Genomic DNA, 23,505 nt, shown 5'->3' on the forward strand with positions numbered 1-23,505 from the left:
CGACGAGCTGAAGTACTCGCTGCGGTCGCTGGAGATGTACGCCGGGTTCGTGCGGCACATCTACATCGTCACCGACGGCCAGACGCCGGAGTGGCTGGACGCCGACGCGCCCGGCATCACGGTCGTGGACCACAAGGACATCTTCCCCGAGGGCGTCCTGCCGGTCTTCAACTCGCACGCCATCGAGACGCGGCTGCACCACATCCCGGGCCTGTCGGACCACTACCTGTACTTCAACGACGACGTGTTCGTCGGCCGCAGCGTCACCCCCCAGCACTTCTTCTACGGCAACGGCGTCGCCCGCCTGCCCTTCTCGACCTACCAGATCGGCGTCGGCGCCCCGCACCCCCAGGCCTCCGCCCCCAACTCCGCCGGACGCAACGTGCGCCGGCTGCTGGAGGAGACCTACGGGGTGTCCATCACCCACAAGTTCCTGCACACCCCGCACCCCCAGCGCCGTGACGTGCTGAACGACCTGGAGCGGGACTACCCCGACGCGATCGAGCGGACCATGCGGTCGAAGTTCCGCTCCATCGAGGACGTGGCGACGGCCACCTCCTTCCACCACCACCTGGCGCTGCTGACCGGCCGCGCCGTCCCGGGGAAGTTCAAGTACCGCTACGTCGACGTCGGCAAGGCCCACCTGGAGGAGCGGGTGAAGTCCCTGAAGGAGCGGCGCGGCTACGACTTCTTCTGCCTGAACGACGTGGACACCGCCCCGGGACGCCGCGACTACGTACGCGGCTACGTCCACGCCTTCCTGGAGTGGTACTTCCCCTACCCGAGCTCCTTCGAGCGCCGCTGACCCCCACCGGGCCGGACACCGGCCCGGAACGCCACGCCCGGGCCGCCGTAGCGCCCGGGCGTCGTCACGTTCCGGCGGTCACGCCCGCGTCGGCGCCCCCGACGGCACCCCGGCGCCCGGGGCCACGGCCTCCGCGGCCACGGCGTCCGGGGACACGCTGCGCGGGACGGGCTCGCGCCGCTGTCCCGGCAGCTCCGCCGGCCGGCGTCCCAAGGCCCGCAGCCGGTGTTGCAGCGCGGCGGCGCCGAGCGCCCGTACGGCCGCCGCGAAACGCTCCTGGGACGCCGGTTCCGCCGGGCCCAGCAGCCGGGCCTTCAACGCGGCGCGCGCTTCCGCCAGTTCGTCTTTCTCCGGGTGGCGGACCGTCTCCAGCAGGGCCGGCACCCCGCTCGCGTCGGGGGTGAGGACCGTCGCCGCCACCACGGTCGGGAAGGCCGCGCGGAACTCCTGCTCCGGCATCCCGCCGGTGTTGGCCACCGCGTACGGCTTGCCGCTCGCCAGGAAGTCGCTGATCACGCTCGACACGTCGCTGATCAGCAGGTCGGCGGCGTTGAAGCAGGCGTAGAGGGAGGGGCGGGCGTCCACCACGACCTGGTGCTCCCACTCCGGCAGCGACGCCCAGTACGCCGCCTCCCAGTCCCGTGTCGCCCGCGCCACGGCCTCCGCCCGGCCCGGCTCGGGCGCGCGCTGGACGAGCATCCGCTCGGCCTGGTCGGCCCCCTCCCGGAACTCGGCCGCGGTGAGCCGGTCCAGCTCGGCGGTCAGCGCGGCCAGTTCCTTCGACGGGGCGGGGCGCGGCCCGGAGCGGGCCCGGTTGGCCGAGCGGACCATCTCCCGGATGCGGCGGTCCGCGGCGCCCGCCCGCGGGTCCACCGAGCCGGTCAGCGGATGCGGCTTGTACAGCAGTCGTACCCCCGGGTCGGCGAGCAGGGCACGCACCAGGTTCTCGCCGGCCGCGATCACCGACGTGTTGCCCGGGTTGCCGTCCCAGCCCTCCCAGGTCGGCGCGTACAGCACGGTGGTGTACGAGCCCGCCGGCGGCCCCGCGTACGGCCGTACCGCGTCCAGCTGCGGGCGGCCGATCTCCACCACGTCCTTGTCCTCGACCCCGACGTCGGCCAGCGCGTACCGCTCGCGCGCCGCCGGGCCGGCCACCCACACCTCGTCGTACGCCTTCGCGTACGGGTTGCAGGACGACAGCTTGTCGCTCTCGCCGTGGTTGACGAAGGCGTGCTTGATCGTGGGGATGCGCAGCACCTGGGAGGTCTTGCCCGAGTTGGAGGGGTGGATGAGGACCTGGAGCGTGGAGTGTTCCAGCCGCATCAGCGTGGGCACCTTCGGCAGGCACACGATCGGGATGTCGGTGGCCGGGATCCGCGACACCATGAACCGCTCGCGCAGGACGACGATCGGCCGGGCGTCGAGCCGGGCCAGCGGCTCCAGCCACATCCCGGCCTGGTAGACGGAGGCCACCCCGCCGGAGAAGTACAGCCCGACCGTGGGCCGGTACTCGGCCAGCCAGGCGTCGAACCAGGCGAGCACCTCCTGCTCGCCCGCCGGCCGCCGGCCCGGCAGCAGCCGCGGCAGCAGCGCCGCCAGACCGGCCAGCGCCAGTACCAGGGACAGCCCGATCCCGGCCGCGGCGCAGCGCGGGTCGTCCGTCACCGCCGTCGCCGTCAGTCCGGCCGTCGCGGGCAGGCCGAACACGAGCAGCCGGTGCCCGGGGCGGCGCAGCAGCGCGGCCGGGGCGGGGGAGAGGCGCAGCGCCGAGGCGTCGATGTTGCGGGTCACCACGGGGAGCGTGCGGGTGCGGCGCACCAGCACGGACGCGGCCTGGATGGCGCAGTGCAGGGCGTAGCAGAGCAGCAGACCGGCCAGCAGCGGCGCGTACTGCGTCTCGCGGTGCTGCTCGCCGAGCCGCAGCAGACCCACGACCAGCAGCAGGTCGCGCAGCACATGGCGCACGGTGATGTCCGCGTGCGCCTTGGCGAACAGCGCCGGCACCCCCCGCTGCCAGCGGTACAGCACGCCCTCGACGGCCAGGGACACGGCTGTCGCGGCCAGCAGCAGCGGCACGTGCGGGGTCAGGGCCGCCACGGCCTGCACCACGTAGGCGCCGGCCAGGACGGACGCCGTCAGGACGGTGGCGAGCGCGGGGCGGCCGGGTGGGCGGAGCAACGGGAGGCGGCGTCGGCGGGCTGCCGCGCCGGACCACCGACGGGACGTGGGTAGGGGCACTGCGGTCACTCCAGGGTCGTGAGGGACGTGCGCCCGGGTTAACGCCCGTCGGCCTCCGGACGACACGCGCGTGTCGGCGGGCCCCGGTCGATGCCGTCGTACGGCGGACCGCTTACGGCGGTCCGCTCACGGGGTCGACGCGGCGGAGTGCGGCCGCCCCGTCGGGACGGCTGCCGCGGCGCACCCCGCCACCCCGACACGGCCGGTCACGCGAACGGCGTACGGCGTCCGGCGTGCCAGGCCCCGGCCTGTCCGGAGGCTGGACCCGTGAGCGGCCTTCCGCGCCCTTCGCGTAGATTGCCTGGCGGGCGAAGGATCGGCGCGAGGGGAGCGACGGCAAGGTGGCAGGGGCACGGCAGGCCGTGGGCGAGGCGCGCAGGATCGTCGTCAAGGTCGGCTCCTCGTCGCTGACCACCGCGGCGGGCGGACTGGACGCCGACCGCGTCGACGCGCTCGTGGACGTCCTGGCCAAGACCAGGAGCGGCGGGGAGCGGGAGGTCGTCCTCGTCTCCTCGGGCGCCATCGCCGCCGGACTCGCCCCGCTGGGACTGCGCCGCCGCCCCCGGGACCTGGCCCGGCAGCAGGCCGCTGCCAGCGTCGGCCAGGGGCTCCTGGTCGCCCGCTACACCGCCTCCTTCGCCCGCTACGGCATCCGGGTCGGCCAGGTGCTGCTGACCAGCGACGACATGAGCCGCCGGGCCCACCACCGCAACGCCTCCCGCACCCTGGACAAGCTGCTCGCGATGGGCGCGCTCCCGGTCGTCAACGAGAACGACACTGTGGCCACCGACGAGATCCGCTTCGGCGACAACGACCGGCTCGCCGCCCTCGTCGCCCATCTGGTCCGCGCCGACCTGCTGGTGCTGCTGTCCGACGTGGACGGCGTCTACGACGGCGACCCCTCCCGCCCCGGCACCTCGCGGATCGCGGAGGTCAGGGGTCCCGAGGACCTCGCCCACGTGGAGATCGGCAGCGCCGGCAAGGCGGGGGTCGGCACCGGGGGCATGGTCACCAAGGTCGAGGCCGCCCGCATCGCCGCCGCCGCGGGCATCCAGGTGGTGCTGACCAGCGCGGTCCACGCGGCGGAGGCGCTCGGCGGCGGCGACACCGGCACCTACTTCCACCCCACCGGGCGCCGTTCCGCCGACCGGCTGCTGTGGCTGCAGCACGCCTCCACCCCGCAGGGTTCGCTCACCTTGGACGACGGGGCGGTGCGCGCGGTCGTGCAGGGCCGCAAGTCGCTGCTGCCGGCGGGCATCGCCGGGGTCGAGGGCGAGTTCAGCGCGGGCGACCCGGTGGAGCTGCGGGACCGGGAGGGACGGGCGGTGGCCCGCGGGCTGGTCAACTTCGACGCCCGGGAGATCCCCCGCCTGGTGGGGCGCTCGACCCACGAGCTCGCCCGGGACCTCGGACCCGGGTACGAACGCGAGGTCGTACACAGGGACGATCTCGTGGTCCTGCAACCGTAATGCCCTGAAACGTCGGCCCTCGGTGGTGGACGTTCCGCGAAACCGCCCCACGAGCCGCGACGGCCTGCTCAACTTTGTCGCAGGGACAAATCCGCCCGGCCCCGGGTGGTCCGCGTGTGAAGGAGGCCGTCGTGAGACGAGTGCGCCCTGGGACGACGGTGTCTCCCGGTGGCCGCGGCTCCCGGGCGGCGGGCGAGGAGCGCGCCCTGACCAGCGTCACGGCCGGGGACCGGCACCGCGGCGGCGAGGCGCGCGATCTGCCCCGCCTGTGGCACGTCACCCTCAGCGTGTCCGGCGAGCCCGCCCCGGTCGCGGAGGTCCGGCGGGCGCTGGAGCAGCTGGCCCAGGACCACCCGTTCCTGCTGACCAGCCGCTACGCCGACGACCACGCGGAGATCCGCTACTGGGAGGAGGCCCGCGACCTGCACGACGCGGCCGCGGTGGCGCTGCGCCTGTGGGGCGAGCACCGGCGGACCGCGGGGCTGCCGCCCTGGGAGATCGTCGGCCTGGAGGTCATCGACCGCGCCACCTACCGCCAGCGCGTGGCGGCGGGCCATGGCCCGGTCCCGGCGACTCCGGTGGGCGTCCACCCGTTCCCGTAGGGACGTGGCGAGCCAGGGGGCGGGCGTCCATCACGGTGGCGGACCGCACCACCCGTCCCATCCGTTTTGCGGGTGAAAGTCCCCGTCTCGGGGTGTGGGACGAGCGCCTCCGCGGCAGGCCGCGCGCACTACGCTTCCCCTCATGACCACGCTCTCGCCGTACGACTCGATGTCCCCGGTCAGCCAGGCCGCCTACCGTGCCAAGGGCGCCGCCGCCACTCTCGCGCCGCTGCCGCGTGCCACCAAGGACGACGCGCTGCTCGCCATCGCGGACGCGCTGGAGGTCCGCACGAGCGAGATCGTCGAGGCCAACGCCCAGGACGTGGCCAAGGCCCGGGACGCAGGCATCGGCGAGGGCATGATCGACCGGCTCACGCTCACCCCGGAGCGGGTGCGCGCCATCGCCGCCGACGTCCGGGACGTGGCCGCGCTGCCCGACCCGGTCGGCGAGGTGGTCCGCGGCTCGACCCTGCCCAACGGCATCGACCTGCGCCAGGTCCGGGTGCCGCTCGGCGTCGTCGGGATCATCTACGAGGGCCGGCCCAACGTGACGGTCGACGCCGCCGCCCTCTGCCTGAAGTCGGGCAACGCGGTGCTGCTGCGCGGCTCCTCCTCCGCCTACCGCTCCAACACCGCGCTGGTGCGGGTGTTGCGCGACGCCGTGCACGGCGCGGGTCTGCCCGCCGACGCCGTCCAGCTGGTCCCCGGCGAGAGCCGGGACAGCGTGCGGGAGCTGATGCGCGCCCGGGGCCTGGTCGACGTGCTGATCCCGCGCGGCGGCGCCTCACTGATCAACACGGTCGTGCAGGAGTCCGTCGTCCCGGTCATCGAGACCGGCACCGGCAACTGCCACGTGTACGTCGACGCCCAGGCCGACCTCGACATGGCCGTCGACATCCTGATCAACTCCAAGGCCCAGCGGGTCGGCGTGTGCAACGCCGCCGAGACCCTGCTGGTGCACCAGGACATCGCCGCGGAGTTCCTGCCCCGCGCGCTGGACGCCCTCGCCGACGCCGGGGTCACCGTGCACGCCGACGAGCGCGTGATGGCGTACGCCAAGGACTCCCGCGCCACCGTCGTGGAGGCCACCACGGAGGACTGGGAGACCGAGTACCTCTCCTACGACATCGCCGCCGCCGTGGTCGACTCCCTCGACCGGGCGGTCGAGCACATCCGGCTGTGGACCTCCGGCCACACCGAGGCCATCGTCACCACCTCCCAGCAGGCCGCCCGCCGGTTCACCCAGCTGGTCGACTCCACCACGGTTGCGGTGAACGCCTCCACCCGGTTCACCGACGGCGGCCAGTTCGGCTTCGGCGCCGAGATCGGCATCTCGACGCAGAAGCTGCACGCCCGCGGTCCGATGGGCCTGCCCGAGCTGACCAGCACGAAGTACATCGTCACCGGCGACGGCCACACCCGGCGCTGATCACACGCCCCGCGAGGTCGCCCCGCGCGCGGCGGTGTCCGGTGAACGGACGAATTTCCATACCGTCTGCCCAAAATGACCCCCCAGGTCTACTCTGGATCCGTGCCGGAGGACGTGGGGGGCACGCCGTTCCCTGACGGCTGGGAGCCCGACGACGACCACGACCGCGGGGTGTCGGACGAAGAGTTCGCCTCCGTGGTCTTCGACGAGGCCTTCGTGCAGGCGGCCGCGGTGCACGAGCCGACCGCCGTGGAGCGCCTCCTGGCCGCCGCGCGGGCCAGAGCCGAGGCCTCCGAGGCCGAGGCCCACCGGGCCCGCGCCCGAGGCGAGCGCCACGACGACGGCTACGGCGGCCACCGGAGCGGTGGCGCCTACGACGAGGACGAGGACGCCGACGTCCTGGAGGCGGGCTACGGCTCCCCCTTCGGCCGGCAGGTGCGCTGGCACCGCCCGGTGGCCTGGATGCTGGCGCTGGTGCTGGGCGTCGGCATGGTCGCGCTCGCGTTCTCTGCCGTCTACCGGGGTGCCTCCTCGCAGCGCCAGGGCCCCGTCCCGCCGCCCGCCACGACCGGGGTCGGACAGGGCGGCGCGGCGGCACCCTCCGCCTCGGCCGACTACTCCAGGCCGACCGTCCCGGTGATACCCGACGGCAGTCCCTGAGCCCGTCGCCCGCTTGGTGAGGGCCTGTCAGAAGTTGGCGGTCCGGCGGGCGTTTACCGCGACCCCGCCGGACCTACCCTGAAGATATGGGAGAGCCTCCGGACCCGCCCGAGGGGACGCCCGAGGGAGCCCCTGGAGGTGGCGAGGACGAGTACCGGTCCGTCGTCTTCGACGAGTCCTTCGTCCGTGCTGCCCGGCTCCAGGAGTTCTCGGCGCAGGAGCGCATCACCGACCACGCACCCGCCGTGCGCCGCCGGGAGCCGGTGCGCCGCGGCGGCGGGCTGTCCCGCCAGGTGCTCGTCCTGGTGCTGCTGATCGCCGTGGCCTTCGGCACCGCCGTCTACATGGGCGTACGCCACCCCTACCGCACGTCGGCCGCCGACCGGCCCGCGGAGCCCTTACGGATGACCGTCGTCCCCCTCGCCCCGCAGGACGAGGTGCCCGGCACCACCGACGTCGGGCAGCTGTACGCGCACAGTCCGGCCGCGCGGTTCCGGGTCGGTGCCGAGGGCGTCCCCCTCCCGCCGACCAGACGCACCGCGAACTTCTCCGACGAGCAGGTGGTGTCCGCCCTGCTCACGGCGAAGGACTACGTCGTACGGTCCACGCTGGACCCGGCCGTGCTCACCGGCGGGGAGACCCGGGAGGTGCGGGTGCTGCTCGACTCCGGCCAGCAGCAGCAGTTCGACGACAGCTTCGACCGGCCCGCCGCCGACGGACGGCACGCGGTCACCGGATGGCTGGTCCGCTTCGACCCCTCCCGGGTGGAGCTGGCCGACGAGCGGATCCGGGTGCGCGGGACCATGCAGGCCGCCGAGGCCGACGCCGCGACCCTGGAGGTCACCACCGACCACACCGTCGTCTACGCGCTGCGCCCGGCCGGCGCCGGGCGGGACGCCGAGGCGTCGTTGTTCACCGTCCGCCGCGAGCTGCGCTTCCGCTTCGACCGGGACGACCTGCGGCTGCACCAGACCGAGCTGATCATCTCGCACGTCCAGGCGGGCCCCCAGTCCTGCGCCCTGGACCCGGCGCCCCGCCTGCACCCCCTGCTCGCCGGCCAGAAGGCCGAGCGGACCGGCCCGCCCGGCACCAACCCCTACCTCCCCGACACCAGCACCCCACCCCTGTGCGGCACCCTCTCCCCGGCGGCCCAGCCCACCCTGTGAACAAGCCGCCCGGGCGGCGCGGGGACGGGCCGTGGCGGGCCCGGGAATCGCCGGTCAGGTGCTGTCGCGCGGGGGCTCGTCGTCGCGCGGGGGCGGGCCGTCGGGGGCCGGCTTCGGGCCCGTGAAGCCGCCGAAGCCGCGGCGGACCCGGTCGCCCAGGTCGCCGGCGCCGCCCGCGATGTCGTTGACCAGCCTCATCAGGGGATCCTTGGAGTTCTTCACCTCACCGGCGTAGGCGCTCGCCGACTCCCGCCAGGAGTCCCGTACCGAGGCGTCCTTGTCCTCGTCGCGGCGCGGGTAGTGGCCGTCCATGATCCGCTGGAAGTCCCGGGAGGCCTCCCACTTCTTCAGCTCCGCCGCCCGCACCGTGGTGAAGGGGTGCGTGCGCGGCAGCACGTTGAGGATCTTCAGCACGGAGTCGCGCAGGTCACCGCCCGACTCGTACTCCTCGGCCTGCTCCAGGAACGCGTCCACGTTCATCTCGTGCAGATGGTTGCCGCCCGCGATCTTCATCAGGCCGCGCATCGACGCCTGCAGGTCCTGTCCGACCAGCAGCCCCGCGCGGTCCGCGGACAGCTCCGACTTGCGGAACCACTCCCGCAGCGCGGTGACGATCGCCATGATCGCGACGTTGCCCAGCGGGATCCAGGCCACCCGGACCGCCAGCGACGTCAGGAACAGCAGGACCGTCCGGTACACCGCGTGACCGGACAGCGCGTGCCCGACCTCGTGCCCGACGACCGCCCGCATCTCCTCCTCGTCGAGCAGCTCCACCAGGCCCGTGGTCACCACGATGATCGGCTCGTCGAGCCCGATGCACATCGCGTTCGGGTTCGGGTCCTGGTTGACGTACATCGGCGGGACCTTCTCCAGGTCCAGGATGTAGCAGGCGTCCCGCAGCATGTCGTTGAGATGCGCGAACTGCCGGTCCGAGACCCGTACCGAGTCGGACAGGAACAGCAGCCGCAGACTGCGCTCGGGCAGCAGCCCGCTCAGCGCCTTGAAGACCGTGTCGAACCCGCTCAGCTTCCGAAGCGCCACCAGCGCGGAACGGTCGGCGGGATGCTCGTACGCACGCGAGGAGATTCCGGGGAAACGCCTGCGCTGCCTGCTGGGCACCTTCTCGTGCCCGTTGTGCTCGTGGCCGTCGGACATGTTTCCCCCATGTGCGTCTGGATGACCTGTGCGGCCCCTGGTGCGGCCCTTCGCTCCCCCGCGGCGGGACCCAGCCTAGGGGGAGTCAAGCGGAAGGACGAGCGCGGACGGGGCAACGGTTGCCTCCCGGTGCGGGACCCGGGAGGAACCGCCGCGGGCCGTTCCGAACGGCCGCGCCGGGACGCCACGGGCCCGCAACGGCGGAGTCGGGGTGATCGCCGCGAAGCCGCCCGCATACGATGAGCCCACGTCTTTATCCCGCCCACACGCGATAGGTCCTGCCGAAGATGAGCTTCCCCAGCACCGCTGCCCAGATGGTCACCCTCGCCGCCGAGGGCGGAGAGCACGGCGGCAACCACGAGAGCCTGAGCCCCTTCCTCACCGGTGGCGGCGCCCTGTTCGCGCTGCTGCTCCTGCTGTGGATCACCACCCGCTTCAACCGCGACCGCTGAGCCGACGGGGCCCCGTCCCGAGGGCACTGGACGACGGGGCCCACAGCACGGGCCGGTAGGGTCTGCACGCATGGGAGAGCAGGACATGCCTACCGGCCCCGGCACCGGCACGGCCCCGCGGGGCAAGCGCCGTCTGGGCGTCATGGGCGGCACTTTCGACCCGATCCACCACGGGCACCTGGTGGCGGCCAGTGAGGTGGCCGCACAGTTCCACCTCGACGAGGTGGTCTTCGTCCCCACCGGCCAGCCGTGGCAGAAGAGCCACCGCGCGGTGTCCGCGGCCGAGGACCGTTACCTGATGACGGTCATCGCCACCGCCGAGAACCCGCAGTTCTCGGTGAGCCGCATCGACATCGACCGCGGCGGTCCCACGTACACCGTGGACACCCTGCGCGACCTGAGCGCGCTCAACCCGGACACGGACCTGTTCTTCATCACCGGCGCCGACGCCCTCGCCCAGATCCTCACCTGGCGCGACAGCGAGGAACTGTTCTCCCTGTCACACTTCATCGGCGTGACCCGGCCCGGACACCACCTGACCGACGCCGGCCTGCCCGAGGGCGGTGTCTCGCTGGTGGAGGTCCCGGCCCTCGCCATCTCCTCCACGGACTGCCGTGCGAGAGTCGCCAAGGGAAACCCCGTCTGGTACCTGGTGCCGGACGGAGTCGTGCGCTACATCGCCAAGCGCCAGCTGTATCGCGGCGAGTGAGCCGAGAGGGGCACCGGTGAACGACGGATACGACGCGGGGTACGGCGACGGCGGCCCGTACGAGCTCGTCGGCTACGACGAGTACGGCCGGCCGGTCTACCGCCAGGCCGCCGACCAGCAGACCGAGCGGTACGACCCTTACGGGCAGCAGGGGCAGCAGGGGCAGCAGGACCGGCAGGGTTACGGCTACGACCCGTACGCCACGGGCGGCCACCAGCAGCCGTCGTACGACCCGTACGGGGGTAACGCCTCCGCGCCCCCGCAGCAGCCGCAGGGCCCCTCCTACGGCTCCTACGACCCCTACGGCTCCCAGCAGGGCGCCGGCGCGCCCGTCTACGACCCCTACGGGCAGGGAACGCACCCCGACGGCACCGGACAGCAGCCCCGGGTGGCCGAGCAGACCGCCTACATACCCGAGCAGCAGGCGGGGCACGCCCCCCAGCGGCCCGCGCACATCCCCCGGCAGGCCGGACCGGCCGACGGGGAACAGGAAGGCGACGGGCCCGGCCGGGAGTACCACACCGAGCAGTTCGCCTTCGTCGAGGAGCCCGACGGCGACTCCGAGGACGTCATCGACTGGCTCAAGTTCACCGAGAACCGCACCGAGCGGCGCGAGGAGGCCCGGCGCCGCGCCCGCAGCCGGGTCATCGCCCTGGTCGTGGTGTTCGCGCTGGTCGCCGCGGGCGGCGTCGGCTACCTCTGGTACGCGGGCAAGCTGCCCGGACTGTCCGACTCCGGCACGGACACCGGCACCACCACCGCCGCGGGCGCCCAGAAGCGCGACGTCATCGTCGTCCACCTGCACGACACCGAGAACGGCGGCACCTCCACCGCGCTGCTCGTCGACAACGCCACCACCAAGCAGGGCACCACCGTGCTGCTGCCCAACTCCCTCGCCCTGACCGCCGAGGACGGGACCACCACCACGCTCGCCAAGTCGGTCGACGACGACGGCTCCGAGGGCACCAGGACCGCCCTCGACACCGTCCTCGGCACCGACATCGAGGGAACCTGGCGGCTGGACACCCCGTTCCTGCTCACCCTCGTCGACCTGGTCGGCAACATCGACGTCGACACCGACGCCGACGTGCCCGACCCCGACGCCAAGAAGAAGGGTGAGGCGCCGCTGGTCAGGAAGGGCAAGAAGCAGACCCTCAGCGGCAAGATGGCCGTTGCCTACGCCACCCACCGCGCGTCCGGCGAGGGGCAGAACGCCCAGCTGGAGCGGTTCGGCCAGGTGCTGCACGCCGTGCTGCGCAAGATGACCTCCGACCCGGACGCCGCCACGGTCACCGTCCAGACCCTCGGCCAGATCATCGAGCCGCCACTGACCGACGCGGACCTCGGCGCCTTCCTCGCCGGGCTCTCCGACCTGGCCAAGGGCGGCGACCACCGGACCGCCCTGCTGCCCGTCGAGGAGGACGGCACGCTCACCGCCGAGGCGAGCGACAGCGTGGTCAAGGACGTCCTCGGCGGCACCGCCAAGAGCCCCGACCGGGACGCCGCCGTCACCGTGTCCGTGCGCAACGCCACCGGCGACAAGGACACCACCGAGAAGGCCCGCGTGGTGCTCCTCAACGGCGGCTTCACCTTCCTGGAGGGCGGCACCGCGTCCTCCACCGAGGGCACCTCCGAGGTCGTCTACGCCGACCCCGCCGAGAAGGAGAACGCCACCGAGGTCGCCAAGACCCTGGGCCTGCCCGCCGACACCGTCTCCAAGGGCAAGATCTCCGGCAACGCGCGCGTGGCGGTGATCCTCGGCCAGGACTACGACCCCGGCTCGTAGCGAGGCGTGGCGCACCCTCCGTGACGGCGTGGGGTGCGCCCGGCGGTCCGTGAGACCCTTGAGGTCCATCGACCGCCGATCGAAAGCCACGCAGTGACCGCAACCGACCGTTCCATCGAGCTCGTCCACACCGCCGCGCAGGCGGCCGCCGACAAGCTCGCGCACGACATCGTCGCCTACGACGTCAGTGACGTGCTGTCCATCACCGACGCCTTCCTGCTGGCCTCAGCCCCCAACGACCGTCAGGTCAAGTCGATCGTCGACGAGATCGAGGAGCGGCTGAACAAGGAGCTGGGCGCCAAGCCGGTCCGCCGCGAGGGCGACCGCGAGGCCCGCTGGGTGCTGCTCGACTACGTCGACATCGTCGTCCACGTCCAGCACAGCGAGGAGCGGGTCTTCTACGCGCTGGAGCGGCTGTGGAAGGACTGCCCCGAGCTGGAGCTCCCCGAGGACGCCAAGGCCACCCGGGGCAAGGCCACGGAGCACGCCAAGCTCCAGGAGGCCGAGGAGGCGACGGAGCCGGGCGGTGAGTGGCGGTGAGCTCCACCGGTGAGGTGCGCGACTCCGGACGCCGGGGCCGCCGCGTCATCCTGTGGCGGCACGGCCAGACCTCCTGGAACGTGGAGCGCCGCTTCCAGGGCTCCACGGACGTCGAGCTGACCGAGACCGGCGTGGCCCAGGCCCGCCGGTCCGCCCGTCTGCTGGCGGGTCTGCGGCCCGACGCGATCGTCGCCTCGGACCTGAAGCGGGCCGCGGCCACCGCCGCCGAGCTGGCCGCCCTCACCGGCCTGCACGTCGTCCACGACGAGGCGCTGCGGGAGACCTACGCGGGCGTCTGGCAGGGCCTGACGCACGACGAGATCATCGCCCGGTACGGCGAGGAGTACTCCGCGTGGAAGCGCGGTGAGCCGGTCCGCCGGGGCGGTGGCGAACTGGAGACCGAGGTCGCCGACCGCGCCGCCCCCGTGGTGCTGCGGCACGCGGAGAAGCTGCCGGAGGACGGCACCCTCGTGGTGGTGAGCCACGGCGGCACCATCCGCACCACCATCGGCCGGCTGCTGGGCCTGGACGCGCGCAGCTGGGAGAGCCTGGGCGGCCTCATCAACTGCTGCTGGTCCGTCCTCGGCGAGGGTGCCCGGGGCTGGCGCCTGCTGGAGCACAACGCCGGCACCCTGCCGGAGCCGGTGCTCGGCGACGACGACTGAGACCGCAGGCGGGGCGTCCGGCGAGGGGCCGTACGACCCGCCCCGGTGCGCCCCGGACCCGGATTTCACTTTCTGGCAGGTCGCAGGCTAAAGTTCTTCTTGTTCGCCCCGCCGAGCGGAGCGAAACACCAGGAAGCCGCGTCAGGCGGCAGCCCGGGGCTATAGCTCAGTTGGTAGAGCGCCTGCATGGCATGCAGGAGGTCAGGAGTTCAATTCTCCTTAGCTCCACGTGACGATGATCCCGCCTCCCACAGTGGAGGCGGGATCTTTTGTTGTCCGCAGATGAGCAGGACGGTGTTCCCAGGCGTATACCTCTACGAGGCGTCCAGCCGTGTCCCGACCGGTACCACGGCGTCGCTGACCGTATTGGCCCGGTCGTGGCAGAATCAAACGACCGGAAGGGGGCGCGGCCCGACGGGAGGGAGTTGTGATGCCTGCGAGCATCCTCGAGGAGGTCGACCACCTTCTCGGAGCGGTGTCGACCCGACGGACCTCTACCCGCCTCAGCTGCCCTTCCTGCGGTTCCGCGCACGTCGCCCAGGTCCTCGGCGACAACGGCGGGATCTCCTACGTGTGCACGGCCTGCGGCCACAGCTGGAGCTGACCGATGGGTGCACACAGGCGGAAGTGCGACTGGTGCGGCAGCGGGACGCCGATCGTCCGCGACATGGAGCCGCTCAACCCCGAGTACCAGTACTGGTGCGAGGAATGCGCGCGGGCGCTGATCATAAAAGGCGACCCCATCGAGACGTACCGGGAACTCGAGGGCGAGCCGATCTACGGCCGGCTGCTCGAGGAGCACTGCACCCTCAAACGCTTCTACTCGTTCGTGACGGCGTGACGGCGTGACGGCGTGACGGCGTGACGGCGTGACGGCGTGACGGCGTGACGGCCTGGTCGGCGTGACGGGGCGTGGCGAGGGCCGGGCGATCCGGGTGGAATCGGGCGAAGCGAAACCGATTTGGTGTTGGCCCGGGGGGACCGTGTAAAGTTGGCGTCGCCGCCGGGGAGACCCGGAGGAACACCGCAAGGGGCTATAGCTCAGTTGGTAGAGCGCCTGCATGGCATGCAGGAGGTCAGGAGTTCAATTCTCCTTAGCTCCACAGAAGTCGAGGGCGGATCATCCGAACGGATGATCCGCCCTCGCTCGTTGTGCGTGCGGCCCGCGCGGACTCCTCCCCGGCGGCCCGAAGGCCGCCGGGAAGGGCGCGGTTCAGCTGTCCGTCAGCGTCCCAGGGCGCGCCGGCCGCGGCCCTGGGAGAGCACCGGAAGGTTCCGGGAGGGCGCCTTGGCCTGCGGGCCGGTGTCCTCGATACGCAGCGCCAACGCCGGGCAGCGGCGCACCGCGCGCAACGCCTTCGCCTCGGCGTAGCGGGGCACCTCGGCCTGAGCCACCGTCGGGAAGCCGTCCGCGCCGAGCTGGAACACCTCCGGGAGGAGGTCGGCGCACAGCCCGTGGCCCCGGCACAGCGTCCAGTCGACGAAGATCTTCTGGCGGCTGGGGCCGTTCTCCTCGGACTCGGCGCCGCCCGGGATGCCCGTCGGGGCCCTGCCCCCCTCGAAGAGCGGCAGGACGCCTGCCACGGGACGTCCGCAGCCGCCCGCGAGGGTATGGGCCGCGATGTCCTCGGTGAACGCCTTGAGGGTCGACTCCAGGAACATCGCGGAGCCGTCCGGATGCGAACAGGCCCCGCGCCGCTTGACGTTCTTGGCGACCTGCCTGACCGCCTCGAGCGCGGCCGGCCCGCCGCCGCCCAGGATGTCCTCCAGACCGCGCGCGGCGGCCGGGAGCCCCAGGTAGCAGGGGCCGCACTGGTTGGCGCTCTCCTCCGCCAGCCACTTCGCCACCATCAGTGACTCGCCCAGCGGGCAGGTGTCCTGACTGATCGGCAGGATCGCGCCCGCGCCCAGCGAACCGCCCACCGCGTCCAGCGAGTTCCGGGAGACGATCGCGTCGTTCACGGTCGCCGCGTCGATCCACTTGCCGTGGTAGCCGCCCGTCAGCACGCCCTGCGGGACCGGCGGGGCGCCGGCCAGCTGGAGCACGTAGCGCAGCGGCACGCCGGTCGGCACCTCGATCACCATCGGGCGGGCCACCGCCCCGGACACCGTGAGCATCACGGTGCCCGGCTCGTCGTACAGGCCCGTGTTGCCGTAGCGCTCCGGGCCGATGCGGGCGGCGATGGCGAGCTGTGCGAACGTCTCGGCGTTGGACAACAGCGTGGGCGCGCCGCCCACACCGCTCTTGGAGGCGCTGGTCTTGCGGCCCGGCGGGATCGCCGGGCCGCCGTCGATGGAACGGATCAGGGAGGCCGCGGCCCCCGTCACCATGCGCACCGGGTTGCGCTGCACACGGGCGCGCAGCACGGACCGGCGTCCGTTGCTCAGGCCGCGCTCGGCGAGCGCCTGCTCCATCGAGCGCTGGGTGGACTCACGGGTGACCCCCACCACGAGCGTGCGGGCACCCATGGCCTCGGCGCACAGCAGTGCGCCGTCCAGGATGAGGTGCGGTGCCCGGTTGATCAGCACCGTGTCCTTGCGGCAGGCCGGTTCGTCCTCGCTGCCGTTAACGACGACGACCGGCCGGACGCCGCGCTTGATCGCCGATTCGGCGACCGAGCGCAGCTTCTTGTGGAAGGGGAAGCCGGCGCCGCCGCGGCCCCTGAGGTTGATGCGTTCGGCGAGCTGCGCGAGCTGCTCACCGCCCAGGGGCTCGAGCGGGCCGTGCACCTTGAGGTGCATCTGCAGGTCGAGCCGGTCGACAAGGTCGAAACCCGACGTCAGTTGCGGAAGCCCTACGACGCGGACTTCTGGTACGTCGGGCAGGGCCTCGTTCACTTAAAGCCTCCGGAAGGCGTGTTCCAAGGTTCGCCCGAACCCGGTGCGTCGAAGTCGTAGGACGACGAGGGCGCACCGGGGTGTGGTTCATTGGCGGGACCGCTGTTGTACGTGTCACCCGGGTTGTACGTGCCGTAGAGGGTGTTCGTCTCAGCGGTGTCGTACACATCACTCGACCCGTAGCCGGAGGCGACCGAATTGTCGTAGGTCGGGATGGTGTATCCGGTGTCGTTGAGCGGGTCGTACGCCGACGGAGGGGCCTCACCGACCGGTGGCGGGGACGGGACGGGCCAGCTTCCGGAGGTGCTGGACGGGCCGTCGACGCGGGGTATGGCCTCCGTGGCCTGCAGGTCCGGCAGCTCCATGCGGGCGGTCGCGTCGGTCAGCGGGCTCTGCCCGGCGCCGGACGGCCGGGAGGGCGCGGACATCGCACGGTAGGCGGCCGCGAAGCCGTTCGCCGGCTCCGGGGCGGGCGTGGGTACGGGCGCCTCGTACAGGGGGCGTTCGGCGCGCTGCCGGCCACCGTCCCGGGCGTTCCCTCCGCCGTATCCGGGGAGGGCGGACTCGGTGCCCCGCGCTCTGCTCTCCTCCAGTTGCTCGCGGGCGGCGCGCTGCTGGTCGGTGAGGCCGAGCAGGTTGGTGACGCGGTCGGCGACCTTGCGCTTGACCGGCCGCGGGGAGGCCCGCAGCACCAGGGCCGCGAGCACGCCGAGCAGCGACAGGCCGTAGAGGATCATGAAGATCGGCTTGGCCGCTCGACCCGCGTAGAGGCCGTGGACCAGCGCCGCGCACCAGGCCGGATAGGCCAGCATGTGCACCGCGCGCCAGCGGGCGGCGACCTCCGCCGGGGAGGCGAAGCGGTTGCGCAGCACGCCCGTGATGGCGACGAAGATCATCAGCATGCCGGCCAGGGTGCCGAGCCCGATCAGGAAGCTCCGCCCCATGACGGCCTCGTCGTCGGTGAGGACGAGCCCGAAGGGGATCACGGCGGCGATCCACGAGGTGTGGTCCAGGACCAGCTTGATCACGATGTGGATGAGCAGGAAGACGACGGCCGCGACCGCCGTCGTGCGGTGCACCGCCTGCGCGAGAATCCGCTGCCGGGGGCCGAGCAGGATCCGGTCCTGCGCCACGAGTCCCCAGATCACGGAGCAGCTGAGGCAGACGAGCGACAGGACGCCGACGCCGAAGTTGAGAAATTCGACGAACCAGTCGTCCGCCGTGCTGTCGTCCGGCCTCACGACGCACCTCCGGGCGTCGGGACGCACAGCGGGTACGACGGAGTCGCAGCCGACCTGCCCCGAGCGGGGGGTGGGCTGCCGAATGGACGAGGGTTCATGGGGGCAACTCCGAACGGTTCGGTAAAGCGGTCCCGCTGCCGAACTCTAAGCCTCGTCGTACCCGTCAGTACCGGGTTTGAGTTATTGCGCTGTTATCAAAAGACAATGAGGCTGTTGTGATGTCCCTTAGGAGTTGTTACGCGGAGTAACTTTTGACCTTTGGTCAGCGCGCCGTGAACGGCGTCGCGGCCGGTTCCGTCACTGCGGTACCCTGACCGCATGCGTGCCGTACGCCTTCTGCTTAGCGAGCCGCGCTGATCAGTCCCGACCCGCCGGTGTCCCCGGCAGGCCGGAATCGGCGCGGCGTCCCCTCCTGTGCGAGGGGTTTTTTCATTTCCAGGAAGCCGCAGCAGCAGGCAGAGACGATCGATGGAGCTTTGAGGATCATGAGCGAGACGAACCCCGCAGCCGCGGAGGCCGCGCCGCACCGCTACACGGCCGCCCTGGCCGCCGAGATCGAGGCACGCTGGCAGGACTTCTGGGACGCCGACGGCACGTACGCGGCGCCCAATCCCAAGGGTGACCTGGCGGGGGATCCCGAGCTGGCCGCGCGGCCCAAGAAGTTCATCATGGACATGTTCCCGTACCCCTCCGGTGCGGGCCTGCACGTCGGCCACCCGCTGGGCTACATCGCCACCGACGTCTACGCCCGCTTCCAGCGCATGACCGGGCACAACGTCCTGCACACCCTGGGCTTCGACGCCTTCGGCCTGCCCGCCGAGCAGTACGCGGTGCAGACCGGCACGCACCCGCGCGTGTCCACCGAGGCCAACATGAAGAACATGCAGAGCCAGCTGCGCCGGCTGGGCCTGGGCCACGACAAGCGCCGGTCGTTCGCCACGATCGACCCGGACTACTACAAGTGGACCCAGTGGATCTTCCTGCAGATCTTCAACTCCTGGTACGACGAGAAGGCGGGCAAGGCCCGCCCGATCGCCGAACTGGTCGAGCAGTTCGCCTCCGGTGAGCGCCCCGTACCGGGCCACACGCGCGCGTGGAGCGAGCTGACCGAGGCCGAGCGCGCCGACGCCCTGGGCGAGTTCCGCCTGGCCTACGCCTCCGACGCGCCGGTCAACTGGTGCCCGGGGCTGGGCACCGTGCTGGCCAACGAGGAGGTCACCGCCGACGGCCGGTCCGAGCGCGGCAACTTCCCCGTCTTCAAGGCCAAGCTGCGCCAGTGGAACATGCGCATCACCGCCTACGCCGACCGCCTGCTGGACGACCTGGACGCCTTGGACTGGCCCGAGGCGATCAAGCTGCAGCAGCGCAACTGGATCGGCCGCTCCGAGGGCGCCCGCGTCGACTTCCCCATCGACGGCGAGAGCATCACCGTCTTCACCACGCGCCCCGACACCCTGTTCGGCGCCACCTACATGGTGCTGGCGCCCGAGCACCCGCTGGTCGAGAAGTTCACCCCCGCCGCCTGGCCCGAGGGCACCCACGAGGTGTGGACCGGCGGCCACGCGACGCCCGCCGAGGCCGTCGCCGCCTACCGCGCCCAGGCCGCCTCGAAGTCCGACGTCGAGCGGCAGGCCGAGGCCAAGGACAAGACCGGTGTCTTCACCGGCGCCTACGCGACCAACCCGGTCAACGGGCAGAAGGTCCCCGTCTTCATCGCCGACTACGTCCTGATGGGCTACGGCACCGGCGCGATCATGGCCGTCCCCGGCCACGACTCCCGCGACTTCGCCTTCGCGCGCGCCTTCGAACTGCCCGTCGTCTGCGTGGTCGAGCCGACCGACGGCCGCGGCACCGACCCGTCGACGTGGGACGACGCCTTCGTGTCCTACGACGCGAAGATCGTCAACTCCGCCCGCGAGCACATCTCCCTGGACGGTCTGGGCGTCGTCGAGGCCAAGGCGCGCATCACCGAGTGGCTGGAGCGCGAGGGCCACGGCGAGGGCACCGTCAACTTCCGCCTGCGTGACTGGCTGTTCAGCCGCCAGCGCTACTGGGGCGAGCCCTTCCCGATCGTCTACGACGAGGACGGCATCGCCCACGCGCTGCCCGAGTCGATGCTGCCGTTGGAGCTGCCCGAGGTCGAGGACTACAGCCCCCGCACCTTCGACCCGGACGACGCCGACACCCAGCCCGAGACGCCGCTGTCGCGCAACGAGGACTGGGTGAACGTCACCCTGGACCTGGGCGACGGGCCGAAGAAGTACCGGCGCGAGACCAACACCATGCCCAACTGGGCCGGTTCCTGCTGGTACGAGCTGCGCTACCTGGACCCGCACAACTCCGAGAAGCTGGTCGACCCGGAGATCGAGCAGTACTGGATGGGCCCGCGCGAGGGCATGCCGCACGGCGGCGTCGACCTGTACGTCGGCGGCGCCGAACACGCCGTGCTGCACCTGCTGTACGCCCGCTTCTGGTCCAAGGTGCTGTACGACCTGGGGTACGTGTCCTCGGCCGAGCCGTTCCACAAGCTGTTCAACCAGGGCATGATCCAGGCCTACGTCTACCGCGACAGCCGGGGCATCGCCGTGCCGGCCGCCGAGGTGGAGGAGCGCGACGGCGGCTACTGGTACCAGGGCGAGCGCGTCACCCGGCTGCTGGGCAAGATGGGCAAGTCCCTGAAGAACGCGGTCACCCCGGACGAGATCTGCGCCGAGTACGGCGCCGACACCCTGCGCCTGTACGAGATGGCCATGGGCCCGCTGGACGTGTCCCGCCCCTGGGACACCCGCGCGGTCGTCGGCCAGTTCCGCCTGCTGCAGCGGCTGTGGCGCAACATCGTCGACGAGGCGACCGGCGAGGTGACCGTCGTCGACACCGACGACGTCGACGAGGACACCCTGCGCGCCCTGCACAAGGCGATCGACGGCGTCCGCGGCGACCTGGAGGGCATGCGGTTCAACACCGCCATCGCCAAGGTCACCGAGCTGAACAACCACCTGACCAAGCGAGGAGGGGCGCTGCCGCGCCCGGTCGCGGAGTCCCTGGTGCTGCTGGTCGCGCCGCTGGCCCCGCACATCGCCGAGGAGCTGTGGCGCAAGCTGGGCCACGACGACTCCGTGGTGCACCGGGACTTCCCGGTCGCCGACCCGGCCTACGTGGTCGACGAGACCGTGACCTGCGTGGTGCAGATCAAGGGCAAGGTCAAGGCGCGGCTGGAGGTCGCCCCCGGGATCGCCGAGGACGAGCTGGAGAAGGTCGCGCTGGCCGACGAGCGGGTGGTCGCGGCGCTGGACGGCGCCGGGATCCGCAAGGTGATCGTGCGGGCGCCGAAGCTGGTGAACATCGTTCCGGCCTGACCCCTGCCCGGTCCGACCCTTACGGGTAGCGGCCGGATCGTCTGCGGGCAGGTTCGGGGTTCCGCCGGAACTCCGGGCCTGCCCGTTGCGTTTACCGTGGAAGAGCGGCACGACGTGTGCCGGGACAGGCCGAAGGGCCCGGAGGAGGAGCCTCGTGGAAGCGGTGTTCGCAGTGATCGCCCTGCTTTTCGTGCTCTTCGTGGCGCTGGGTGTGTTCGTCACGGTGAAGGTCGTGGGCGCCGCCAAGCGCAGCGCGGACCGCCACATCCACCAGGCCCGGCGCACGGTGGAGGAGCACACCTTGCGGGCCAAGGCGTTCGCGCAGACCGGCCCGGCCGGCGAGATCGCCCAGCTCCGCCTGAAGCTGCGCACCTCGATGCGCGCCACCCAGGACGCCCTGGAAGCGGTCGCCGCCGAGGACGGCTCCGTCAAGGAGTCCCTCTCCCTCTTCCAGCGGCTCAGCGCGCACGGCCACGAGCTGGACGCCGAACTGCGCCGCCTGGAGGGCGAACCGGACCGCGCCACGCTGTCCGCGCGCCTGCCCGAGCTGCGCGAGCGCACGGAGCGCATCACCAAGTCCGCGGACTCCCTGCGCTGGGCCACCCGCGACCGCGCCCGCCGCTTCGCGGACGACGACCTCGACTCCCTGAGCGAGCAGATCGACATGGAGGCCGGTGCCCTGCGGCACTGGACCACCACCGAACAGCCGGGCACGCCCGCGCCCCCGCCCTGGCCCGAGGCGCCCGCCACCGACGCCGCGACGGCACCCGGCCAGACCTGGCCGGAGACCCCGCGGCCCGAGGAGGCACGGGAGCCGGACCAGGACCAGCCCGCGATCGCGCCGGCCGCCCCGCGCCCCACCTATCCCTGGCAGAAGAAGCCCCGCCCCGAAAGCACCACGTGAGGACCGTCTGATCCCCGCGTGATCACACCACCGTCGAGGACGCCCCGCGGGCCCGGGCTGCCCCGCGGCCACCACGGCAGGTAACCTCCAGCTCATGTCCCGCCATGTCGCGATCGTCACCGATTCAACGGCCTACCTTCCGGCCCGGACGATGGAGCGGCACGACATCACGGCGGTACCCCTGACCGTGGTGCTGGGCGACCGTGCCCTTGAGGAAGGCACCGAGATCTCCACCCGCTCCTTGGCGCAGGCTTTGCAGAAGCGGCGTCCCGTCACGACGTCCCGGCCCAGCCCGGAGGTCTTCGCGGAGACCTACCGCAGGGTCGCCGAGTCCGGCGCGACCGGCATCGTCTCCCTTCATCTCTCCGCCGAGCTGTCCGGCACCTACGACGCGGCAGTCCTCGCGGCCCGCGAGGCGCCGGTGCCGGTCCGCGTGGTCGACACCGGCATGATCGCGATGGCGCTCGGCTTCTGCGCGCTGGCGGCGGCCGAGGCCGCGGAGGCGGGCGGCACCGTCGACGAGGCGGTCACCGCGGCGGAGAAACGGGCTGCGGGCACCTCGGCCTACTTCTACGTCGACACACTCGACTATCTGCGCCGGGGCGGCCGGATCGGCGCCGCGCAAGCTCTGCTGGGCTCCGCCCTCGCGGTGAAGCCGCTGCTGCAGCTCGCGGGCGGGCGTATCGAACCGCTGGAGAAGGTGCGGACGGCGTCCAAGGCGATCGCCCGCCTTGAGGAGATCGCGGCGGACCGGGCGGGGAGCGCGGAGGTGGACGTCGCCGTCCACCATCTCGCCGCGCAGGAACGGGCCTCGGCGCTGGCCGATCGGCTGCGGGCCCGGCTGCAGGGGCTGGGTGAACTGCATGTCAGCGAGGTCGGAGCGGTGATCGGCGCGCACACCGGGCCGGGGCTGCTGGGGGTCGTGGTCTCGGCGCGCTGAGGCTGTAACGGCCGACCTGGGGGGACCGGGGGCGAGGCGGGGACCGGGGGTGGGCTCCGGGGAAGGGTTCCGTGGAAGGGCTCGGGGCGGGGTGCGCTTCCGTCCTCGATCGGGTGACGCCGTTGTCCACAACGGGGCGTTCGTCCACGGATTCCGAGCAAGATCATCGCGGTGGGACGGTTGTGCCGGACCCTCGTCGCATGGCACTTCGATCACGCACACGCACCGCGACTCCGACGAGCGGCCCGGGCCGCGGCCCCTCGTCCGACGGCCGCACCCGCAACCGGCACCGCCGGCCGGGCAGGACCCGGACCTGGCCCCCTTCCTGGCCCCGGCAGGGGGACCGTGACGGCGACGGCCACGCAGCGGCGGACGACATCCGGCGTCGCGCCGAGACCTTGTTCGGGGTGGAGGGCGGGGGCGGGCAGCCCGTCGGGAAGGGCGGGGCGGTGCGTCCCACGGATGCCGTCGAGGGACGCCTGGCGAGGCGGGCGCCGAGCTGGGCGCGGCCGGGCGAGGACGGGGCGGGGACGGCCGGCGCGTTAGCGGG

General features: G+C 72.3%; 20 protein-coding genes and 2 tRNA genes. 18 read left to right on the forward strand and 4 right to left on the reverse strand.

The window, feature by feature from the left end; translation table 11 throughout:
- Nucleotides 1-805 (forward strand): stealth conserved region 3 domain-containing protein (locus B100_RS0131300; protein ID WP_024888320.1); only part of this gene is annotated, 805 nt, incomplete at its 5' end.
- 78 nt (nucleotides 806-883) lie between these two features.
- On the opposite strand, the gene B100_RS0131305 is transcribed toward B100_RS0131300, so the two are convergent.
- Entirely contained in the window at nucleotides 884-2,983 is a 2,100-nt protein-coding gene (locus tag B100_RS0131305; protein WP_024888321.1) for a hypothetical protein, read from the reverse strand.
- 401 nt (nucleotides 2,984-3,384) lie between these two features.
- Between B100_RS0131305 and proB the strand changes: the two genes are divergently transcribed.
- The 5 genes from proB to B100_RS0131330 all read left to right on the forward strand — a co-directional run bounded on the left by proB (nucleotide 3,385) and on the right by B100_RS0131330 (nucleotide 8,369).
- Nucleotides 3,385-4,512, forward strand: coding sequence for a glutamate 5-kinase (gene proB, locus B100_RS0131310; RefSeq protein WP_078541284.1), 1,128 nt, complete (start codon nucleotides 3,385-3,387; stop codon nucleotides 4,510-4,512).
- A gap of 131 nt (nucleotides 4,513-4,643) precedes the next feature.
- Entirely contained in the window at nucleotides 4,644-5,114 is a 471-nt protein-coding gene (locus tag B100_RS0131315; RefSeq protein ID WP_051490107.1) for a hypothetical protein, read from the forward strand.
- A 142-nt stretch (nucleotides 5,115-5,256) separates the two neighbouring features.
- The gene (locus B100_RS0131320; protein WP_024888324.1) at nucleotides 5,257-6,543 is read left to right on the forward strand and encodes a glutamate-5-semialdehyde dehydrogenase; all 1,287 of its coding nucleotides are present in this window, start codon (nucleotides 5,257-5,259) and stop codon (nucleotides 6,541-6,543) included.
- A 102-nt stretch (nucleotides 6,544-6,645) separates the two neighbouring features.
- Nucleotides 6,646-7,203: an SCO2584 family spore wall biosynthesis protein gene (locus B100_RS0131325; RefSeq protein ID WP_486585746.1), complete on the forward strand. Its 558-nt coding sequence runs from the start codon at nucleotides 6,646-6,648 to the stop codon at nucleotides 7,201-7,203.
- Between the two features lie 86 nt (nucleotides 7,204-7,289).
- Complete coding sequence (locus B100_RS0131330) at nucleotides 7,290-8,369, forward strand: SCO2583 family membrane protein (protein WP_024888326.1); 1,080 nt, start codon at nucleotides 7,290-7,292, stop codon at nucleotides 8,367-8,369.
- 54 nt (nucleotides 8,370-8,423) lie between these two features.
- Here B100_RS0131330 and B100_RS0131335 read toward each other — a convergent pair whose 3' ends face one another.
- Nucleotides 8,424-9,524, reverse strand: a complete 1,101-nt coding sequence (locus B100_RS0131335) for a M48 family metallopeptidase (RefSeq protein ID WP_024888327.1) — start codon at nucleotides 9,522-9,524, stop codon at nucleotides 8,424-8,426.
- 287 nt (nucleotides 9,525-9,811) lie between these two features.
- Between B100_RS0131335 and B100_RS37380 the strand changes: the two genes are divergently transcribed.
- From B100_RS37380 to B100_RS0131380, 9 genes are all read left to right on the forward strand, one after another.
- On the forward strand, nucleotides 9,812-9,976 hold the full coding sequence (locus B100_RS37380; protein ID WP_024888328.1) for a hypothetical protein: 165 nt from the start codon (nucleotides 9,812-9,814) through the stop codon (nucleotides 9,974-9,976).
- A gap of 70 nt (nucleotides 9,977-10,046) precedes the next feature.
- A complete protein-coding gene (gene nadD, locus B100_RS0131345; RefSeq protein WP_024888329.1) occupies nucleotides 10,047-10,685 on the forward strand; it encodes a nicotinate-nucleotide adenylyltransferase in 639 nt (212 codons plus the stop codon).
- A 16-nt stretch (nucleotides 10,686-10,701) separates the two neighbouring features.
- Complete coding sequence (locus tag B100_RS0131350) at nucleotides 10,702-12,471, forward strand: LytR C-terminal domain-containing protein (RefSeq protein ID WP_024888330.1); 1,770 nt, start codon at nucleotides 10,702-10,704, stop codon at nucleotides 12,469-12,471.
- A 93-nt stretch (nucleotides 12,472-12,564) separates the two neighbouring features.
- Nucleotides 12,565-13,011 (forward strand): ribosome silencing factor, encoded by a 447-nt coding sequence (gene rsfS, locus B100_RS0131355; RefSeq protein WP_024888331.1) that lies wholly within the window; start codon nucleotides 12,565-12,567, stop codon nucleotides 13,009-13,011.
- Nucleotides 13,002-13,676, forward strand: a complete 675-nt coding sequence (locus B100_RS0131360; RefSeq protein WP_024888332.1) for a histidine phosphatase family protein — start codon at nucleotides 13,002-13,004, stop codon at nucleotides 13,674-13,676. The genes rsfS and B100_RS0131360 overlap by 10 nt, the downstream gene beginning before the upstream one ends.
- Before the next feature lie 155 nt (nucleotides 13,677-13,831).
- Nucleotides 13,832-13,904: transfer RNA gene (locus B100_RS0131365), tRNA-Ala, on the forward strand.
- A gap of 202 nt (nucleotides 13,905-14,106) precedes the next feature.
- Complete coding sequence (locus B100_RS36735; protein WP_006136075.1) at nucleotides 14,107-14,280, forward strand: hypothetical protein; 174 nt, start codon at nucleotides 14,107-14,109, stop codon at nucleotides 14,278-14,280.
- A 3-nt stretch (nucleotides 14,281-14,283) separates the two neighbouring features.
- Entirely contained in the window at nucleotides 14,284-14,517 is a 234-nt protein-coding gene (locus B100_RS0131375; RefSeq protein WP_004988233.1) for a hypothetical protein, read from the forward strand.
- A 189-nt stretch (nucleotides 14,518-14,706) separates the two neighbouring features.
- Nucleotides 14,707-14,779, forward strand: a tRNA-Ala gene (locus B100_RS0131380).
- A 121-nt stretch (nucleotides 14,780-14,900) separates the two neighbouring features.
- Here the strand turns inward: B100_RS0131380 and B100_RS0131385 are convergent.
- Nucleotides 14,901-16,514 (reverse strand): NADH-quinone oxidoreductase subunit NuoF family protein, encoded by a 1,614-nt coding sequence (locus B100_RS0131385; protein ID WP_024888333.1) that lies wholly within the window; start codon nucleotides 16,512-16,514, stop codon nucleotides 14,901-14,903.
- Nucleotides 16,511-17,755 (reverse strand): ferric reductase-like transmembrane domain-containing protein, encoded by a 1,245-nt coding sequence (locus B100_RS0131390; RefSeq protein ID WP_024888334.1) that lies wholly within the window; start codon nucleotides 17,753-17,755, stop codon nucleotides 16,511-16,513. Before B100_RS0131390 ends, B100_RS0131385 begins: the two co-directional genes overlap by 4 nt.
- Before the next feature lie 485 nt (nucleotides 17,756-18,240).
- Here B100_RS0131390 and leuS point away from each other — a divergent pair, with 485 nt between their 5' ends.
- The 3 genes from leuS to B100_RS0131405 all read left to right on the forward strand — a co-directional run bounded on the left by leuS (nucleotide 18,241) and on the right by B100_RS0131405 (nucleotide 22,955).
- A complete protein-coding gene (leuS, locus tag B100_RS0131395; RefSeq protein ID WP_024888335.1) occupies nucleotides 18,241-21,111 on the forward strand; it encodes a leucine--tRNA ligase in 2,871 nt (956 codons plus the stop codon).
- Nucleotides 21,112-21,265: 154 nt separating this feature from the next.
- Complete coding sequence (locus tag B100_RS0131400) at nucleotides 21,266-22,015, forward strand: hypothetical protein (RefSeq protein ID WP_024888336.1); 750 nt, start codon at nucleotides 21,266-21,268, stop codon at nucleotides 22,013-22,015.
- A gap of 94 nt (nucleotides 22,016-22,109) precedes the next feature.
- Nucleotides 22,110-22,955: a DegV family protein gene (locus tag B100_RS0131405; RefSeq protein ID WP_024888337.1), complete on the forward strand. Its 846-nt coding sequence runs from the start codon at nucleotides 22,110-22,112 to the stop codon at nucleotides 22,953-22,955.
- Nucleotides 22,956-23,505 lie beyond the last annotated feature (550 nt).

The sequence above is a fragment of the Streptomyces sp. CNH189 genome, assembly GCF_000527195.1.

Excerpts from the sequence above, each read along its gene's own strand:
- B100_RS0131320 (WP_024888324.1), top strand. The coding sequence starts at position 5,257 with ATGACCACGCTCTCGCCGTACGACTCGATGTCCCCGGTCAGCCAGGCC.
- B100_RS0131330 (WP_024888326.1), top strand. The coding sequence starts at position 7,290 with ATGGGAGAGCCTCCGGACCCGCCCGAGGGGACGCCCGAGGGAGCCCCT.
- B100_RS0131335 (WP_024888327.1), bottom strand. The coding sequence starts at position 9,524 with ATGTCCGACGGCCACGAGCACAACGGGCACGAGAAGGTGCCCAGCAGG.
- B100_RS37380 (WP_024888328.1), top strand. The coding sequence starts at position 9,812 with ATGAGCTTCCCCAGCACCGCTGCCCAGATGGTCACCCTCGCCGCCGAG.
- nadD (WP_024888329.1), top strand. The coding sequence starts at position 10,047 with ATGGGAGAGCAGGACATGCCTACCGGCCCCGGCACCGGCACGGCCCCG.
- B100_RS36735 (WP_006136075.1), top strand. The coding sequence starts at position 14,107 with ATGCCTGCGAGCATCCTCGAGGAGGTCGACCACCTTCTCGGAGCGGTG.
- B100_RS0131375 (WP_004988233.1), top strand. The coding sequence starts at position 14,284 with ATGGGTGCACACAGGCGGAAGTGCGACTGGTGCGGCAGCGGGACGCCG.
- leuS (WP_024888335.1), top strand. The coding sequence starts at position 18,241 with ATGAGCGAGACGAACCCCGCAGCCGCGGAGGCCGCGCCGCACCGCTAC.
- B100_RS0131405 (WP_024888337.1), top strand. The coding sequence starts at position 22,110 with ATGTCCCGCCATGTCGCGATCGTCACCGATTCAACGGCCTACCTTCCG.